At 29.1% G+C, this 19106-nt stretch carries 15 protein-coding genes; 13 read left to right on the plus strand and 2 right to left on the minus strand.

Going from position 1 to position 19106, the window contains the following annotated elements; all coding sequences use genetic code 11:
- Positions 1-10: 10 nt before the first annotated feature.
- The 6 genes from KQI30_RS09470 to KQI30_RS09495 all read left to right on the plus strand — a co-directional run bounded on the left by KQI30_RS09470 (position 11) and on the right by KQI30_RS09495 (position 8290).
- Complete coding sequence (locus KQI30_RS09470) at positions 11-2674, plus strand: calcium-translocating P-type ATPase, PMCA-type (RefSeq protein ID WP_216463061.1); 2664 nt, start codon at positions 11-13, stop codon at positions 2672-2674.
- Positions 2675-3045: 371 nt separating this feature from the next.
- A complete protein-coding gene (locus KQI30_RS09475; RefSeq protein WP_216463062.1) occupies positions 3046-4113 on the plus strand; it encodes a mannose-1-phosphate guanylyltransferase in 1068 nt (355 codons plus the stop codon).
- Between the two features lie 83 nt (positions 4114-4196).
- The gene (locus KQI30_RS09480) at positions 4197-4898 is read left to right on the plus strand and encodes a Crp/Fnr family transcriptional regulator (protein WP_216463063.1); all 702 of its coding nucleotides are present in this window, start codon (positions 4197-4199) and stop codon (positions 4896-4898) included.
- An 81-nt stretch (positions 4899-4979) separates the two neighbouring features.
- A complete protein-coding gene (locus KQI30_RS09485; protein ID WP_216463064.1) occupies positions 4980-6440 on the plus strand; it encodes an NADP-dependent glyceraldehyde-3-phosphate dehydrogenase in 1461 nt (486 codons plus the stop codon).
- A 34-nt stretch (positions 6441-6474) separates the two neighbouring features.
- A complete protein-coding gene (locus tag KQI30_RS09490) occupies positions 6475-7227 on the plus strand; it encodes an FAD-binding oxidoreductase (RefSeq protein WP_216463065.1) in 753 nt (250 codons plus the stop codon).
- A gap of 196 nt (positions 7228-7423) precedes the next feature.
- On the plus strand, positions 7424-8290 hold the full coding sequence (locus tag KQI30_RS09495; RefSeq protein ID WP_216463066.1) for a DUF4097 family beta strand repeat-containing protein: 867 nt from the start codon (positions 7424-7426) through the stop codon (positions 8288-8290).
- A 152-nt stretch (positions 8291-8442) separates the two neighbouring features.
- Here the strand turns inward: KQI30_RS09495 and KQI30_RS09500 are convergent, their stop codons facing one another.
- A complete protein-coding gene (locus tag KQI30_RS09500; RefSeq protein WP_216463067.1) occupies positions 8443-9564 on the minus strand; it encodes a glycosyltransferase family 4 protein in 1122 nt (373 codons plus the stop codon).
- A 104-nt stretch (positions 9565-9668) separates the two neighbouring features.
- Here KQI30_RS09500 and KQI30_RS09505 point away from each other — a divergent pair, with 104 nt between their 5' ends.
- The 3 genes from KQI30_RS09505 to KQI30_RS09515 are packed head-to-tail and all read left to right on the plus strand — an operon-like array spanning position 9669 to position 12436.
- Complete coding sequence (locus tag KQI30_RS09505) at positions 9669-10682, plus strand: CotS family spore coat protein (protein ID WP_216463068.1); 1014 nt, start codon at positions 9669-9671, stop codon at positions 10680-10682.
- 5 nt (positions 10683-10687) lie between these two features.
- A complete protein-coding gene (locus tag KQI30_RS09510; protein ID WP_216463069.1) occupies positions 10688-11422 on the plus strand; it encodes a hypothetical protein in 735 nt (244 codons plus the stop codon).
- Between the two features lie 12 nt (positions 11423-11434).
- The gene (locus KQI30_RS09515; protein WP_216463070.1) at positions 11435-12436 is read left to right on the plus strand and encodes a CotS family spore coat protein; all 1002 of its coding nucleotides are present in this window, start codon (positions 11435-11437) and stop codon (positions 12434-12436) included.
- Positions 12437-12860: 424 nt separating this feature from the next.
- Here the strand turns inward: KQI30_RS09515 and KQI30_RS09520 are convergent, their stop codons facing one another.
- Complete coding sequence (locus tag KQI30_RS09520; protein ID WP_216463071.1) at positions 12861-13985, minus strand: glycosyltransferase family 4 protein; 1125 nt, start codon at positions 13983-13985, stop codon at positions 12861-12863.
- A gap of 130 nt (positions 13986-14115) precedes the next feature.
- Here KQI30_RS09520 and KQI30_RS09525 point away from each other — a divergent pair, with 130 nt between their 5' ends.
- From KQI30_RS09525 to KQI30_RS09540, 4 genes are all read left to right on the plus strand, one after another.
- Positions 14116-15120, plus strand: a complete 1005-nt coding sequence (locus KQI30_RS09525) for a CotS family spore coat protein (protein WP_216463072.1) — start codon at positions 14116-14118, stop codon at positions 15118-15120.
- Positions 15121-15222: 102 nt separating this feature from the next.
- Entirely contained in the window at positions 15223-16122 is a 900-nt protein-coding gene (gene yabG, locus KQI30_RS09530; protein ID WP_216463073.1) for a sporulation peptidase YabG, read from the plus strand.
- A gap of 108 nt (positions 16123-16230) precedes the next feature.
- A complete protein-coding gene (locus tag KQI30_RS09535) occupies positions 16231-16464 on the plus strand; it encodes a Veg family protein (protein ID WP_044039267.1) in 234 nt (77 codons plus the stop codon).
- A 440-nt stretch (positions 16465-16904) separates the two neighbouring features.
- Entirely contained in the window at positions 16905-18458 is a 1554-nt protein-coding gene (locus KQI30_RS09540) for a DUF3794 and LysM peptidoglycan-binding domain-containing protein (protein WP_216463074.1), read from the plus strand.
- Positions 18459-19106: the final 648 nt, after the last annotated feature.

The following is a 19106-nucleotide window of genomic DNA, read 5'->3' on the forward strand; positions in this document are numbered from 1 at the left end:
AGGTAAAGAAATGAATTATTTTAGCAAAAGTACAGAAGAAACATTAAAAACATTAAGTTCTTCAAAGGATGGTGGTATTAAGGAGTCAGATGTATCTAAGTTAAGAGAAAGGTATGGATATAATGAATTTACTAAGGCTCCATCAGATGGACTTATAAAAAGAATTATTGATTCATTATGTGAACCAATGATGCTAATACTATTAATTGCATTAGCAATAACCGTTATCATTAATATTATGAAAATCATTCAAGGTCAGCCTACAGAATGGATTGAAACTATAGGTATAATTTTAGCTATTTCACTTTCAGTTGGTATAAGTTTAGTTACTGAAGGAAAGTCTCAAAAAGCTTTTGACTCATTAAATGATATTAGTGAAGGTATTCTAATTAAAGTAATTCGTGATGGTGGATTAAAACAAATACCTAAAAATGAATTATTACCAGGAGATATAGTTATTATTGAAACTGGAGACAAGATTCCAGCAGATGGAAGACTTTTAGAAACAACAGATCTTCAAATAGATGAATCTATGTTAACTGGTGAAAGTATGATGGTTAAGAAAGATAGTAATGCTGTCTTAACTGATGAAAAAACTCCTTTAGCAGAAAGAAAAAACATGGTTTATTCAGGAACTTACGCAACATTTGGACAAGGACTTATGGTGGTAACTGAAATAGGTGATGCTACTGAAATGGGTGCTATAGCTAGAGAAATTCAAGGGAATAATCAAGGAAGTACACCACTTCAAGAAAAGTTAGCTAACCTTGGTAAGAATATCGCAAAGATTGGTATAATTGTTGCTACAGTAGTATTTGCAATAAAAATATTTAGACTTGTATCAACAGGAACTTTAAATATTGATACTGTTGGTGAAGCATTAACAACAAGTATAGCCCTTATTGTAGCATCTGTACCAGAGGGACTTCCAACAATAGTGGCAGCTACTTTAGCTATTAATGTTTTGAAGTTGGCTAAGAATAATGCGTTAGTAAAGAAGATAGTAGCCTGTGAAACTATAGGGTCTGTAAATGTTATTTGTTCAGATAAGACAGGAACATTAACTAAAAATGAAATGACAGTTATTGATGTTTTTCATAATGGCAAATTGACATCTCCGAAAGAATTAGATAATGATTATATGATAATGAATTATAGAGTTAATAGTTCTGCTCAATTAGAAGAAAGCGATGGCAATAAGAAGTATGTTGGAAATCCAACGGAGGTAGCACTTTTAACATCTATAATGGACATACCAGAAAAAGAAGTAGAAAAAGTGTATCAATATCCATTTAGTTCAGATAAAAAATATATGTCTAGTATTATAAAAGATAATGGTGAACTTGTTCTTTATGCAAAAGGAAGTCCAGAAAAAATATTATCTTTTTGTACTAAGGTAATGCTAGATGGTAAAATTGTAGATTTAACTGAAGATATACAAAGAAATATAGAAGAAGAAATTCAAAATGTACAAGCACAGGCAAGAAGAACTCTTGGATTTGCTCATAGAACATTAGCTAAGGAATATAATTGGGAAGAGTCTGAATCTATAATAGCTGAAGAAATGATCTTTGATGGATTTGTTTCTATAGCTGATCCTATAAGAGAAGATGTATATGGAGCAGTTGAAACTTGTCATAAAGCAGGAATAGATATTAAAATGCTTACTGGTGATAATATCGTTACAGCTAGAGCTATAGCAAAAGATTTAGGATTATTAGAAGATGACTCAATAGTTTGTGAAGCAGTTGATATAGATGCTATGAGTGATGAGGAATTAAGAAAGGCTCTACCAAAAATAAAGGTTATTGCAAGAAGTAAGCCTCTTACAAAGATGAGAGTAGTAGAAACACTAATAGCTCTTGGTAATTCTGTTGGTGTTACTGGTGATGGTATTAATGATGCTCCAGCATTAAAGAAATCCGATGTTGGTATAGCAATGGGTATTACAGGTACAGAGGTATCTAAAGAAGCAGCAGATATGGTACTTTTAGATGATTCATTTACAACTATCGTAAAAGCAGTAGGTTGGGGACGTGGAGTATATGAAAACTTCCAAAAGTTTATTCAATTCCAGCTTACTGTTAATGTAGCAGCAGTTATCACTGTACTTCTAGCAGAGTTGTTTAACTTTGGTTCTCCATTTACTCCTCTTCAATTATTATGGATTAACATAATAATGGATGGTCCTTTAGCTATTACTTTAGGAATAGAAGTAATGAGAAAAAATATTATGAATGACAAACCAATAAAGAGAGACGCAAGTATAATAACAAAATCAATGATTACCAAGATAATTATCGGTGGTGTTTATATAGTTGCTATGATATTCTTACTTATGAATACAAATATCTTAGGTGGTACAGAAGCAGAACAACCAACATTAGTATTTAATGCTTTTGTTTTATTTGCACTATTTAATGTATTTAACTCTAGAAGACTTGATAATGAAAGTATAATCAAAGGATTCTTTTCAAATAAAGTTTTATTAGAAGTATTTGCAGGAGTATTTGTAATACAAGTTTTAGCTACACAATTCTTAGGTACTATATTTAATACTGTACCATTAAGCTTTATAATGTGGATTAAGGTAATAGCATACTCTTTAACTATTGTAGTTTTAGGTGAGGTTATTAGATTTGTAAAAAGAATATTAGATAAAAAGAAAGCATAATATAAAAAGAAACTGTTGTATTAATAAATAGAAATTTGTTAATGCAACAGTTCTTTTTATTATAGCAATACGTGGGGCACAGGTTAGAAGGCACAAGTAAGGTTAATTTTCCCTAAAGGGAATTTCATCCATAATTGTGCACTGTGAACTGACACCTGTGCCTTGTACCACATCATACTTGTGCCTTGACACATTTGTGTGAACTCACCTGTAATGGACTTCATAGTTCGTTACCTTATTGTTGTGAGTTATAAAATTTACTTATACTGTGCACTTTGCACTGAAAACTGTACACTGATATATAATTGTAGTTATACAGTCTCCTTAACATGCATAGATTTATTATAAGATGCATACAGGAGGGGATTTTTGTGTTATATGCATTGATATTAGCTGGCGGTAAGGGAACGAGGTTATATCCGCTTTCAAGGGAAGATAATCCAAAGCAATTTTTAAAAGTAATTAATGATAAAAGTTTTTTAAGAAGTACTGTAGATAGGATTTTAAAATTGATTCCAAGAGAGAACATATATGTTGTTACTAATGAGAGATACTTAGATAAAGTTAAAAAAGAATTAGTTGATATTAGGGAAGAAAACATATTTACAGAGCCGCAAAATAAGGAAACAGCTACATGTATAGCATTATCTGCTATAAAACTATTAAAAAATGATAAAGATGCTAAGATGGTGGTATTGCCATCTGATCATTATATACAGGGAGAAAGAGAATATCTAGATACAATACAAAGGGCTTTAGATATATCAGAAAAAAGAAGAGGATTAGTTACCATAGGCATTAAGCCAACTAGACCAGAGACAGGGTATGGGTATATAAAAGTAGGGGATAGAGTAAATAATAAGATAGGTACTTTTAGAGTTGAGCAGTTTATAGAAAAACCAAACCTTGAAGTTGCTACAGATTTTTATTATAGTAATAATTACTTATGGAATTCAGGAATGTTTGTATGGAGAGCAGATGTTTTTTTAAGAGAATTAGAGAGATATGTTCCTAAGATGTATAAAAATATGATGGAAATATATAAAGCAGTAAATACTAAAGAAGAAGAAAAAGTTATTAAAGATCAATATAATCTTATAGAAGGAATTTCTGTTGACTATGGTATAATGCAAAAGACAAGAAAGGCATATGTAATAGAAAGCGAATTTATATGGGATGATATAGGTAACTTTAATTCATTAGGAAAGTTTTTATCAAATCAAAGATCTAATGGAGTAAAAGGAGAAGTATTTACTAGTGAAAGCGAAAATTGTTTTGTATTTGGAGGAAGAAAATTTATTATAACATTTGGAGTAGAAGATTTAATAATAGTTGATAGTGAAGATGTATTACTTATAATGAATAAAGATAAAGATCAAGATTTAAAACATTTAGTTGATATAATAAAACGAGATAATAAATTTAGTAAGTATATATAGGTTATAAAAGAAGCTATTGCATTAAGTATAACACTACTATATGCAAAGCTTCTTTTTTATATAGGAAATGGAGAATAAGTATAATGAATAATTGTTGTGGCGGTTGTAAGAGAGGATTATGTGCAAAGGATATATCTATTTTTTCATCATTAGATTCTAGTGAATTAACAGAGATTATTGAAAAGATGAATCACAAGAGGGTAAATAAAAATGATGTTATTTTTTTAGAAGGTGAAAAGGCCCAAACTTTATATTTTCTTAATGTTGGTAAGATAAAAATATATAAGTATACAAAGGATGGAAAAGAGCAAATATTACATATACTTTCTGAGGGAGACTTCTTTGGTGAGTTAAATTTACTTAAGGAATCTAAATATAGATTTAATGCTAAAGCTATAGAAGAAAGTAAAATTTGTATGTTAAGTAAAGAAAATTTTAAAGAGATTTTATTATATAAACCAGAGATAGCAATTAAGATATTAGAGATAATGGGTGAGAGATTATCAGATGTAGAAAGTCTTGCACAAAACTTAGCTACTAATGATATTGATGCAAGAATTGCATTTTTGCTTAAAGAATTATCAGATAAGTATGGCAAAAATAATGAAGGAAATTTAGTTATCAATTTGCATCTAACTAGAGAAGATATGGCAAGCTATGTTGGAATTACAAGAGAGACTATAAGTAGAAAACTTAAGAAGTTTGAAGAGGAAGGCATAATAAAAATTGTTGGAACAAAGAAAATTATAATTATTGATAACGAAAAATTAGAAGAATATATTTAAAAAATTGATTTGAATCACATTTTGTTTCTGCAGATTATTTTATACTAATATCACAACATGCAGGAAATGTGAGGTAAGAAAATGAAAGAGATATACGTTAATGATTTAAATATAGAGTTAAAAAAATTATTAAATGGTCAATGGATAGAAAGTGAAAGTGGTAAATATATTGATATAAATTCACCTTTAGATGGTTCATTATTAGGAAGAGTACCAGCAATGAGCAAGGAAGAAGTAGATTTAGCTATAGAAGGTTGTAAGGAAGCTCAAAAGGAATGGAAATTAACTAATGTTTTTGAAAGAGCAGAAATATTATATAAAGCGGCTGAATTATTAGAAGAAAATATTGATGAATTAGCGAATTTACTTATTATGGAAGTTGCGAAGGATAAAGCGAGTGCTAGATCAGAAGTTAGCAGAACGGCAGATTTTATTAGATTTACAGCAGATACTGCTAAAAATATGCAAGGTGAGATTTTACAAGGAGATAGCTTTAAGGGTGGGACAAAAAATAAGATAGCTATGGTAACAAGAGAACCCCTTGGCGTTATTTTAGCTATATCACCATTTAACTATCCAGTTAACTTAGCAGCATCAAAAATAGCACCAGCTATTATCGGTGGTAATACTGTTGCTTTTAAACCAGCAACTCAAGGAAGTTTAAGTGGATTATACTTAGCAGGTATTTTCCAAAAAGCAGGTGTTCCAGCAGGTGTTATTAATACAATAACAGGTAAAGGTAGTGAAATAGGAGACTATGTTGTTGCACATCCAGATGTTGATTTCATTAACTTTACAGGAAGTTCAGAAATCGGAGCTAGAATTTCTCAATTGACAAAAATGACTCCTACATTAATGGAACTTGGTGGAAAAGATGCTAGTATTGTTCTAAAAGATGCAGATTTAGATTTAGCAGCAAAAAACATTGTTGCAGGTGCGTATTCATATTCTGGACAAAGATGTACGGCAATAAAGAGAGTATTAGTAGAAAATGAAGTAGCAGATGAATTAGTACAAAAGTTAAAGGAAAAGGTAGAAAAATTAGTTGTAGGAAATCCATTAGAAAAACAAGTGGATATTGTGCCACTTATAGATACTAAAAGTGCATTATTTGTAGAAGGATTAATAAATGATGCATTGAACAAAGGTGGACAATGTATAGTCGGTGGAAAAAGAGAAGAAAATATAATTTATCCAACACTTATTGATTATGTTACTGAAGAAATGGATCTAGCATGGGAAGAGCCATTTGGACCAGTATTACCTATTATAAGAGTTAATAATGTTGAAGAAGCTATCGAAATAGCTAATAAATCGGAATACGGATTACAATCATCTGTATTTACTGAAAATATAAATGATGCATTTTATGTTGCAGGTAAACTTGAAGTTGGTACTGTACAAGTGAATAATAAGACGGAAAGAGGGCCAGATCACTTTCCATTTTTAGGTGTTAAGGACTCAGGAATGGGAGTTCAAGGAATAAGATATTCTATTGAAGCAATGACTAGAGTAAAATCTACAGTAATTAATTTAAGATAATAGTAAGGATAATAAACAGAAGAGGAGAATAGTTATGAGCAACGTATGGAAAGGATATAAGGACTTTATAGTATTTGATAAAAAGCAAGAAGATGAATTAGTAACTTCATTTTATTTAAAAGCAGCAGATGGAGCAGAATTACCAAAGCATATACCAGGACAATTTATTGCTATAAGGGTTCCACTGGAAGACGGTAAGTATAGTAAAGCAAGACAATACACATTATCAATGGATTCTAAGGAAGATTACTATAGAGTTAGTATAAAAAGAGAAGCAGAAGGTAATGTAAGTAAGTTATTATGTGATACTGTAAATGTTGGAGATATAATACAAGGAAGTATTCCTATGGGTAGATTTGTATTAAAAGATGGTGATAGTCCTTTAGTATTAATTGGTGGAGGAATCGGAATTACACCAATGTTATCTATGGCTTATGCAACTGTTGGTACAGATAGAAAAGTTAAGCTGATATATAGTTTAGCAAACTCAAAAAATCATAGTTTTGAAGATGAAATAAATGAATTAGTAAAGAATAATGATAATATAGAATTAACAACAATCTTTACAAGACCATTAGAAGAAGATAAGTTAGGTGAAGATTTTGATTTCAAAGGAAGAATAAATGCAGAATGGATGAAAGAAAATCTTCCAATGGATGGAGAGTTTTATTTCTGCGGGCCAATAGAATTTATGAGAACTTTATACAAGGGATTAGAAGCTATGGGTGTAAAAAAAGATGCAATAAATTATGAATTATTTGCACCAGGAGAAGATATAACTAAATAGTGAAATTCATATATAGATAACAATAAAAAAGAGTTAAGCTTAATGATTAAATTTCATAAGTGGGCTCTTTTTTTATATATAATAAATAAGTAATTTATTGTAGGTATAAATAAGTTGTTGATAGAATATACTTTTATGAAATATAATAAAGTAAACGGAGTTTAAGATAAAAAAGAAGAAGTATGGAGGTGATACTATGAAAAAAGGTAAAGCAACATTGTTGATATTGGCTGTGATAATTGCCTTATCAGGATTATACATAGGTATGAAATTCATATTTAGTAAAGGTGAGAAAAATTTAAGTGAAGCATCTGCAGTATCTGAGGATCAACTTGCAAATGAAAAATCCAATAATGACCGGTATCATAATATAGATATAAATGATAAAAAAGATATAACAATAGAAGATGTAGAAGAGGTATTTTTAAATTGTACTACAGCTAATATAAGTATTGTAGATAGTGATAAGGAGAATATAGAAGTCCATTTAATTGGTAATACTAAGGTAAAATCTTATGACTATGCACCAAGATTAAATATTGATAAATCAAATGGTAAAGTAGAGATAAATGAGGTAACAGATAATAATTCTACAGGACTTATAAATATAGGGCAAGAATTGAGTATAGAATTAAAGATTCCTAGAAATTATTCTAATAAGTTATATGTAAACAATTTCCTAGGTGATATCAATATATCTAGTAGCAATGAATCTTTAGAATATTTAAGCATAGAGGCTGAAGAAGGGAATATAAATGTTAAAGATATAAAGCCAAAACAAGTGGTTATTGTAGACAAGGCGGGGAATACTGAGTTACAAAATATAGGCGGAGAAATTAGTGTTGATTCATATTTGGGAGATATAAAAGCAAGCAATTTAGAAGCTAATGGAAATGTATATTTAAAAGTAAACAAGGGGAATGTTGAAACAGAACTGTTAAAAGATACATATAAAGTTGTAGCTAAATCAAGTAAAGGAAAAGTAAAAATAGAAAACTATAAACCTGATAGTGAACTTTTACTAGATATACAGGTAAACGAAGGCGATATAAATGTAAGGTAGACTATATTACATTTTATAACATTTAGTATACATAAGAATTTTGGATGTGGAGCTGTTGCACGAAGGGGTGACAGCTTTTTTATATTAGTGCATAGTTTTCAGTAACTGTGCACTGAAATTGTGAAATAAAAAAAGGGCTGCATTGCGCAGCCTTAGGAATTATTCAAAATCCAATTATAAACATTCAGTGTTTCAAAGGAGGTATTGAGCCAAGAAAAGTTCTTAGCTCGATTAAGGGCTTTGAAGCGCAATTGAACATTGAGCTTCTCATCAGTTAACAAAGTTATCATCGATTTGGTTAATGAATTTTCATCGAAAGGGTCGATTAGTATACCACCATCAGATACCACTTCAGGGATGGAAGTAGTGTTTGATGTTATTACGGGTATACCGCAACTCATTGCTTCAAGCGGTGGGAGTCCAAATCCTTCATAAAGAGAAGGATATATGAATATCTCACAACCGTTATAGAATATAGGCAAATCTTCTTCTGGAATAAATCCAGTAAAAATTATTTTATCATCTAGATTTAAATCATGACAAAGTTTTAGAAGATTCTCGCCATCATCTTTAAGTGAGCCTGTTACGACTAACTTTAGTGGTTTATCAAAAATTTTTATCATATTGTAGAAGGAAAGAATTAGTCCCTTCACATTTTTTCTAGAACTAAATCCTCCTACGTACAGAAGAAAAGGTGTATCTATAGAATATTTCCGCTTTAGATAGTTTACGCATGATTGGCGCCTAAGCGGTTTATAGATATCCTTTGGAGCAAGATAAGTTACGAAAACTTTTCCTTCAGCATTAGGGAAAAATTTCAATATGTCATTTTTGGAATGTTCAGATACAGTTATTATGGCAGAAGATTCTTTTATTATTTTTGGCATCTCCTCCATAAATTTTGTAAGATAACCTTTGCCAACAGTTTCAGGCATTATATATGGAATAAGATCATGAATAGTAACAACCTTTTTACAGTTCATGTCTTTATATAACCCAATTCCATTTTGAGGTATATGGTGTATATCTATATTATTAATATCGTTTGTATATGGGAAATAACTTTCTTCAAAAAATCTATGATATCTTTTTGAACACATATGAATCATTGTATTAGCTCTTTTATATTTATCATAATCAGGACCAGACCAATATAAAAGATAGTGATTTTTCTTATCTATTTGAAGAAGATTTTTAACTAGATTTTCAGTATAAGTTCCTATTCCAGTGCCATGGTACCAGTTAATGCCTCGTCCATCAATTGCTATTCTCATATAATCCTCTCCCCGTAAATACATATCTATTAAAGTATATTACTGAGGAACTAAAAATGTGCTACTTCATATACTATATTATAAATAATTTTTAGGAGTAGAGTATGGATATTGAGGCTATAAAAGACATAGTTGAAAAGTCTTATGGTTTTAATATAAAGAGCATTAATAAAATAAAAAATGTATATAAGATAAAGAGTGAAAGTGATAAAGAGTATTGCTTAAAAGTTATAAGATATGAGTTTAAACATTTCTATTTTATTTTTTCTGCCATGAAATATTTAATGGAAAAGGAATTGGATTGTATGATTCCCTTTTTAAAAACATTAAATGGAATGGAGTACATTGAATTAGATAGTAATTATGGGTACTTAACAGAATGGATAGAAGCTAGACAAGCTAATTATGATAATGTGATAGATATAATTTTAGCTGTAGAAGTTATGTCAAAATTACATTTAACTAGTAGAGGATTTATAGATACAGAAGATATGAATCCAAGAATAGGCTGGGGAAGGTGGATAGAGACATTTAATACAAGGATAGATGAAATTTATGATTTTAAAGATAGAATACTTAAAAAAGATGTTAAAAGTGAATTTGATAACTTATATTTTAAATTTTTAGAGGAAGAAGCAGATAGAGGAAGAAAAGCTGTATCAAAGTTAATTAAATCAGACTATTTCAATCTTATGAGTGAAGAAAAAAAGTTTACTGGATTTTGTCATCATGATTTTGCTCATCATAATATTATGATCCAACAAGAAAATAAAGTTAAACTTATAGATTTTGATTATTGTATTTTGGATACACATCTTCATGATCTTAGTTCAATGATTATTAGAACTATGAAAAATGGAAAGTGGGATTTAAAAAAAGCTGAGTTTATATTAAGTGTATATAATGAATCATTTAAAATTGATGAAAGAGAGATACCAGTAATGGCTGGATTTATCGCATTCCCACAAGATTTTTGGCAAGTTGGTATTCAATATTATTGGGAAAAGCAACGGTGGGGCGAAGAATTTTTTATGACAAAATTAAAAAAAATTATTGATGATAGAGAAGAACGGGAGGAATTTGTAGGAGAGTTTGAAAAAATGAAAGTTAGGTGGTAGTTATTATGTTTAAGGATTATTTAAGATCGTTTAATGTAGTTAAAGGAGAACTATCTCCTATAAGAAAGGCAGACATAACTTTTGTAGAATGTATTAAGCAGCTTCATATTGTATCAGATTTTTCAAAGATAGCATCTAGATACAATGGTATTGAAGGTAAGATGATAAATAATAAGACGGGTAGATACTATGAAAATATTAAAATGTTATCAAGAAGAGCTAGAAAATACATTTGTAACTTAGAAAAGTTGAACCAACTAACTATTGTAGAGGAATATATCTTATCAAATACAAATGAAATGTTGGAAAGAGGAGAAAGAGCATTAGAAACAATAAAGATTTCTTCATATTTAGAGATATTAAAGAGGAGTATGAATAATACAGAGATATCTATAGGAAATACATCTTTTCGTAATATCACAAGAGAAAATGGAACAATTTACTATGCTACATTGGATGACTGTAATTACAATTTTATTGAAATGAATGCTGTAGATTTTGTGAGAAGATGCAAGAAGAAAAAAATAGAAATAGATTACTCATTACTAATACGTGATTTTGTTAATTATAATGATTTAAGTAAGTCTAGCGAAGATTTAATATTAGCATTAGTATCTTATCCATATGAATATATGAAATGGGTAAATTATTATAGATTGAAGAAGAAAGAATTATCAGAAGAAGAATATAAAAATAAGTTGAGTTTATCAAAAATTATAGATGGCGATAGTATTTTATAGGAGAGGATTGATATGAATAACTATGGGTATAACTTGGATATTGAGTTGTTTGAAAGATTTAACCTAAAGGTCACTGACTTATGTCCTTTAAGAAATGTATATATACTGTATACAGATAAAGGAGAAAAGATATTAAAAAAAGGTGATTGGAAGATAAGTGAATTTAATTTTATCAATTCGGCTTTAGAGTATATATCAAAAAGTTTTAATAGAGTTGTCAGGTTTGAAAAAAATACAAAAGGAGAGTTCTATACAAACTTTAATGGAGAAATTTATGTTATAATGGATAACCTTAAAGGATTAATGTGTGAATTTAGTAATCCATTACATCTAAAAAGTGCTTCTAAGGGACTAAGTCAATTGCATAATGCTGGAGTTGGATTTGAAACTAAAGTTAGAAATAGAAATAATGTTGGAACTTTAGATGTATCTTTAAAACGATATATAAATGAATTGAAGTTTATTCATAGTCTTATAAATAAGTTTGATAATTTAACAGAATTTGATAGCAAGGTAACTAAAGAAATAAATGGATATATAGAGTTAGGAAAGAAAAGTTTAGAAGGTTTAAAGAAAACTGCTTACTTAGATTTATGTCGTGAGAAAAATAAGATAACTATCTGTCACCATGATTTAGCTTATCATAATATATTGATAAATGAAGAAGAAGCATATTTTGTAGATTTTGATTATTCTATTGTAGATCTTAGAGTTCATGATTTATGCAATTTTATTAATAAAGTAGAAAAGAATTTTGATTATAATATAGATAAAACAAAGTTGATTTTGGAGGAGTATTCCAAGGAAAGTGATTTAGATGATAGAGAATTAGAAGTATTATACTATTTATTAATGTTCCCATATGATTTTTATAGTATATGTAGAGATTATTATACTAGGAGAAAGAGTTGGAATGAGCAATTATTTAATAGTAAATTAGAGAAAAAGTTATCGCTAAAAGATGAAAAAAATCAGTTTTTAGAAGAGTTTAAAAAGATATATAATATTAAGTAAAAAAATTAAAAGACCAGTATGTATCTTGAGGGGATATATGCTGGTCTTTATTAGTGCACAAGTATTAAGACACAGGTGTGGATGAAATTCCCTTTGGGAGAATTTCTGAGATTTTAAGTGTAATAATTTTGTATATAGAATAAGATAGTTTCCTTAAGGTATTTGTATTTTATATAGAACTATCACGAGGGGCTAATGAAGGTTGTACCTTCGTGTAGCTTGAACTAGGAATTCATGATTAGTGAAAACAACACTTAAGTATAATGGTTTTATATACTCACTAAACATATCTATTAATAAAATTTTAATCCACCGTATGAGAATTACAATTCCATTTTGTTGCGAACTATGAATTGATTGAAATGTGAATTGAAAAAGGTATCGTAACAAACTTTTATTTGCCACACGATACCTTCATTTTTTATTATCTTTCATGGATTGAACTATATGCATCTAAAGTTTGTTTCGCTGTTTTCTCCCAAGAGAGTTTAGAAGAGCGAGAAAGCCCTTTAGATACTAAGGAATCTTTTAATTCTTTATTTGTAAGTACTAGATACATCTTTTCACATAAGTCATCTACATCATAAGGATCCATCAATATGGCAGCATCCCCAACAATTTCAGGAATAGATGTAGAATTAGAAGTTACTACAGGAGTTCCACAAGCCATAGCTTCTACAGGGGGAAGTCCGAAGCCTTCATAAAATGATGGATATACAAATAATTTTGCAGCATTATAAATATAAGGTATATGGCTCATTTCTATAAATCCAGGAAATATAACCTTATTTTCAATTTTCAAATCAATAGCTCTAGAATGATAAAGATCGTAAGATTTGCCTTTAGTACCGGCAATAACTAAAGATATATTCTTTTTATATAAAGTTAGTAATTTAGAAAATGATTCGATTAATCCAATTATATTTTTCCTTGGAGAAAATCCACCAATATATAAGATAAAATCTCCATCTATACCGTAATTATGTTTTATTAAACTGCTACTTTTTGATTTGGATAAAGGTTTATATATATCTTCAGCTGCTAGATGAGTGACATATACTTTATCTTCACTACAATTAAAGGAGCGAATTATGTCCCTTTTGGAAAAATTAGACACTGTAATAATTCCATCACAAAGAGGGATTACTTTAGGGATTTCTTCATTAAAAATTTTTAAATATCTATCTGAAGCAGTATTAGGCATCCTGTATGGAATAACATCATGTAATGTAATTACGTACTTGCATATTTTGTCCTTAGAAAGTCCAACACCATTTTGAGGAACATGATATATATCTAAATCCTTATCTTTTATTATATTAGGCATGTTAACTTCATCCCAAAATACTCCTGAACCACAAGATTCACTAGTGGCAGTAAGAAAGTTATTATTAAGCTTTATATTCATATCCCAAGGGGAAGGTGCAAATAGTACATAATCATTAACCTTATCTATATTATTAAACATGTTTAATAATTGGTAAGCATAAGTACCTATACCTGTACCTCTATACCACTTAGCGGGTCTACAATCAAAACCTATTTTCATGGCTAGGTCCTTTCATAATTCCTATAATTTATTATATTTAGAAGGATGATAAAGTGTTAATTTATTTTATGACAATAACTATTCTAAAATACATATTACCTTCATATATTAAAATGTGGAGGTGATAGGTATGATGAGAGAATTTGAAATAGAGAGACAATTTGGAATAAAGATTGAATCAATTAAACCCAACAAGGGGGTATACTTCCTTAAAACAGATAGGGGGAATAAGTGTCTTAAGAAGGTGAATTATGGAATACAAAAGTTATTATTTGTATATGGAGCAAAAGAACATTTAAGAAACAATGGATTTAATCAAGTTGATAAAAATGATTTAAATGTTGATGGAACATCTTATGCTGTTGTTAATGAAGATATATATACTCTTTCAGAATGGATTGAAGGAAGGGAATGTGACTTTACTAATATAGATGATTTAATAGCTGCATCTAAAACATTGGCAAAATTGCATGAAGCATCTAAGGGCTATGAGCCGCCGGAAAATTCTAAACTAAAAACTGATATTGGAAGATGGCCAAGTCTTATGGAAAAGAGAACCAAGGCATTAGATAAAATGAGAGATATGTGTAGAAAGAAAAATCAAAAAACAGAATTTGATTTGCTCTATTTAAAAAATTATGAAGAATTTAAAAAGCTAGGTATTATAGCGAAGGAAATTTTAAGTGATTCTGCTTATTTAGAGTTATGTAAAAAAGCTGAACAAGATAAAAATTTCTGTCATCACGATTATACATACCATAATATAATTGTTGATGACAATGATAATGTACATGTAATTGATTTTGATTATTGTAAGAGAGAAGTTAGAGTGTATGATATATCAAACTTTTTAATCAAGGTATTAAAAAGAGTTGATTGGGATATAGAATATGCAAAAACTATAATAGAAGCTTATGATTCTGTGTCACCAATAGAAGAGGAAGAATATAAAGTATTATATGCTTTTTTAGTTTTTCCACAAAGATTTTGGAGATTATCAAATAGATTTTATTATAATGAAGTGAATTGGGGACAAAAGATATTTGATAGAAAAATTAATGATCTTATTAATGAGAGAGAAAAGTTTATTAATTTTATAGAGGAATTTAGAAAAATATATATTGATAAAGAATAGGTTTATTCAGTGATAATAAATATCTGATAAGGAAAAGGATTTATTATCACTTTTTTCATTTAGTGAATAATATATATAAAGAGCGATATATAGGAGTAGAAAATGAATATAGGAGATAAGGTAGTAAGAAAATCTCATGGAAAAGATTTAACCTTTGAGATTATAGATATTATAGAAAAGGAAGAAAAAACTATATGTATGCTAGTAGGATGTAATATGAGAATAATTGCAGATTCTTCAATTGAGGATTTAGAATATGCATCACATGAATTTAGTAAAAAGGAAGAGGTTTTTGATTCTAAAGTAAAAGATAATATAAAGAAAATAATGAAAATGAGGGGTGGAAGTAATTTAGCAGCTCAAGATACTGGAAAGGTAGTTCAAATGAATAAAGTTAATAAAAAGGATAAAAAAAAAGTTCAAAATAAAGAATTATTTTTCGGTAGACCGGGCAGAATATTACACGTAGATGGAGATTCTAGATATCTAGATGAGTGTTTAAAAGCTTATAAACAATTGGGGTTAATAGCGGAAGGGGTAGCTATACCGGAACAGGAACAACCAAAAGTTATTGTTGACTTAGTAAAAAAATATAAAGCAGATATTGTAGTTTTAACGGGACATGATGGAATGATAAGAAGTAATAATGATTTTGGCGATTTGCTAAATTATAGAAATTCGAAGTATTTTGTTGAATCAGTTACTAATCTAAGAGAGTATGAACCTAACTATGATGATCTAGTCATTTTTGCAGGGGCTTGTCAGTCTTGCTATGAATCAATATTAGACGCCGGAGCTAATTTTGCAAGCTCACCTAAAAGAGTCCTCATACATTGTCTTGATCCTGTATTTTTATGTGAACGAATAGCCTATACTAATATAGCTAGCGTGGTAGAGATAGAGCAAGCAATAGGTAATACATTAACAGGTATAGATGGTATAGGAGGGTTACAAACAAGAGGAAAATACAGGGAAGGGTTTCCAAAGTCAAGTTATATATAGTTCAGGGAATATCCCTGATACATAGAATAAAACTTAATAAAAGTTGTCGGGATTTGACAATGGATAATTTTGGTGATATAATATAGAATGTGGAAAGAGGGTGTTTCGATGGAAGCAAAAAAAACACTAGACTCCATTAAAAGAAATATAGAGAGCCACGTGGGAGAATGTGTTACGCTTAGAGCTAATACAGGTAGAAAAAGGATAACTGTAAATAATGGAGTTATAGAACAAACTTATCCTAGCATATTTATAGTGAGACTAGATGATGACACCCAAAGGAAAGTGACTTATAGTTATTCAGATGTATTAACAAAGACTGTGCAAATTTTATTTACATAATAGTATAATAAAGTTTTTAGTGCTTTGCTAATTTATAGGCACTTAATAAGATTAAAGTACATTGAATAAGATAATAAGAACTGCTATTTAGCAGTTCTTTTTATCTTTTTGATATATAAAAATAGAAAGATGGTGGGTATCCATCTTTCCAATGGTATAAAAGGGTATTGAGAATTTATGAGAGGTTATATGGTTAATAACCTCTTTTATAATATATAAAAATGAAATTAAAGTCAATAAAAAAATGAGATAAAACGAAAAATGTAGAAATTTAAGGAGAAAAATAAATTTTAATCAGTAGTAATAATTCAGTGATAACTTATATATAAATCTTATAGAGAAGTAATTGATATTAGAATTCTATATTAATTTTTATCGAGAAAGAATTAATATTACTATTCTATATTAGTTCTTATCGAGAAAATTATAGGAGGGGTAGTATGTCGGTAGAACTTTTAAAGGAAAATATAGAGTTTGAAAAATTCTTTGGAGAAAATACATCTAGTGTTATGTTAAAAGAAGATTTCATAATTCCAGATACCAATCCAGATGTGAAAGAAATTGTTGGTGTTGAAACTAGTTGTAAAATAAATAACAAAGATGCTATGCAGGATAAAATATATGTTGAAGGAGAAATCTGTTACAATGTTTTATACTTGGCTGAACTAGAAGATAATTGCGAAGTGTTTAGTTCTAAGTATACATCAAAGTTTTCATGCTATGTAGACATTATTGAATGTGATAGTAAGATGGATATAAAGGTTGATGCTTTTATAGAACATATTATGTCTACAATGGTTAATGAAAGAAAAGTATGTGTAGAAGTAGTATTAAAGGTAAAAGGACAATGCTTTAAGAAAGAACAAGTTGATATTGTTAAAAGTATAGGAAATTTAGAAGGAGTGCAATATTTAAATTATCCATTAACAATAGATAAGTTAGGTGGTGTAGGTATAGCTACATTAAAGAATAATTGTACATTAAAAGTATCTATGGATATGCCGCAAATAGGTACAATATTAAGTTGTAAAGGTATTGTATGCAAAAGAAATGTTAAAGTATTTGATGGAAAAGTTATTGTAGCTGGTGCAATAAAATATAATGCTATATATAAATGTAAAAATTCGAGAGATATAGATTACTTGGAGAAAGAAGAACCTTTTGAAGAAGAAATTATTATAAATAATGCCACTGCCGATATGACTGATGAGGTGGAAATAGAAATTGGTAATTTTGATTATATGTTAAAGGATGATGAATTAGGCGAATCTAGAATTATAGATATTGAATGTGGAGTTAATATTAATTGTAAAGTTGTTGGAAAAGATGAAATAGAAGTTATTGATGATGCATATTGTCCAGGATCTATGATTGAACTAGATAAGGAAGACAAGGATATTAGCGTATTATTTGGTAATGGTCAAAATGAGACTATAGTAAAAGAAAATATAGAAGTCGATGATGTGCCAGTAGATGTAATATCAATGACCGGGGTGCCTATGGTAACAGACAAGAAGATAGTAGATGATAGAGTAGTACTTGAAGGAATAGTCAAGGTGTATGCTATCTATAAAACTAAAGATGAGAAGAACTATGTTAACAATTGTGATGAAGAAGTACCATTTGCAGTAGCAATAGATATTCCGGGTTGTAGAGTTGGTATGGAAGCTTTAGATTCTGTTTCCCTAGAAAATATAGAAGGATTTATAGAGGCAGGAACAATAAGTATTAAAGCATTAATTTCTGCTAAGGTTTTATTGAAGTATAGTACTCATAAGGAGTTTATACAAGGAATAGAGATGTTCGATGGTATAGCACCTAAAAAAGCATCTATAATTATATATATTGTTCAAAGTGGAGACACATTGTGGAAAATAGCTAAGAAATATAGTACAACTGTGGATAAGTTGATGGAAATAAATGAAATTGAAATTCCAGAACTTATAAAACCAGGAGATAAAATAATTATAGAAGGACGAGCAGTTATTGTATAGAAAAAATACACTTAACTATTCAAAACTATAAGAGAAATTACTAGAAAGTACAATATCAGTGTGAATAAGATTTACAAATTAATAAATGATTAAGGTATAGAGTATTTCGTTTTAAGGGTAAAAAAAGGAACTATCGTAACAAAAGTGTTATAGATAGTTCTTTTTTTATTTAATCAATTCAGACAATTTACAATTTCAGTGCACAGTTGGGGCAGTGCACAGTTTAGGTTAATTTTCCCCTGTGGGGAAAATATTATAGTCCTGCGGACAAGTAATTACAATTTGCATTTAGTAATTCTTAATTATTGTGATATATTTATATGTTTAGCGAATATATAAAGCTATTATACTTAAGTGTTGTTTTTTATGACCACTGTTTTAATCCAAGCTATATGAAGGTGCAACCTTCATTAGCCCCCCGTAATGGTTTCATATCAAATATAAGTACATTAAGAAAACTAACTTATTCTATGCATAAAATTGTAGTACTTATAATCTAAGAAATTCCCCAAAGGGAATTTCATCCACAACTCTCTCCTTGTAGTTTATTATTCTCTTATTTACTCGATATTTCTTAGAATTTCATATCAACTTATATCTATTTTTATATTGTATAAGTATACTAGTTGTATAGCTAACGCTTTTCAA

This window comes from Clostridium bornimense, assembly GCF_018917145.1.
Taxonomy (GTDB): domain Bacteria; phylum Bacillota; class Clostridia; order Clostridiales; family Clostridiaceae; genus Clostridium_AN; species Clostridium_AN bornimense_A.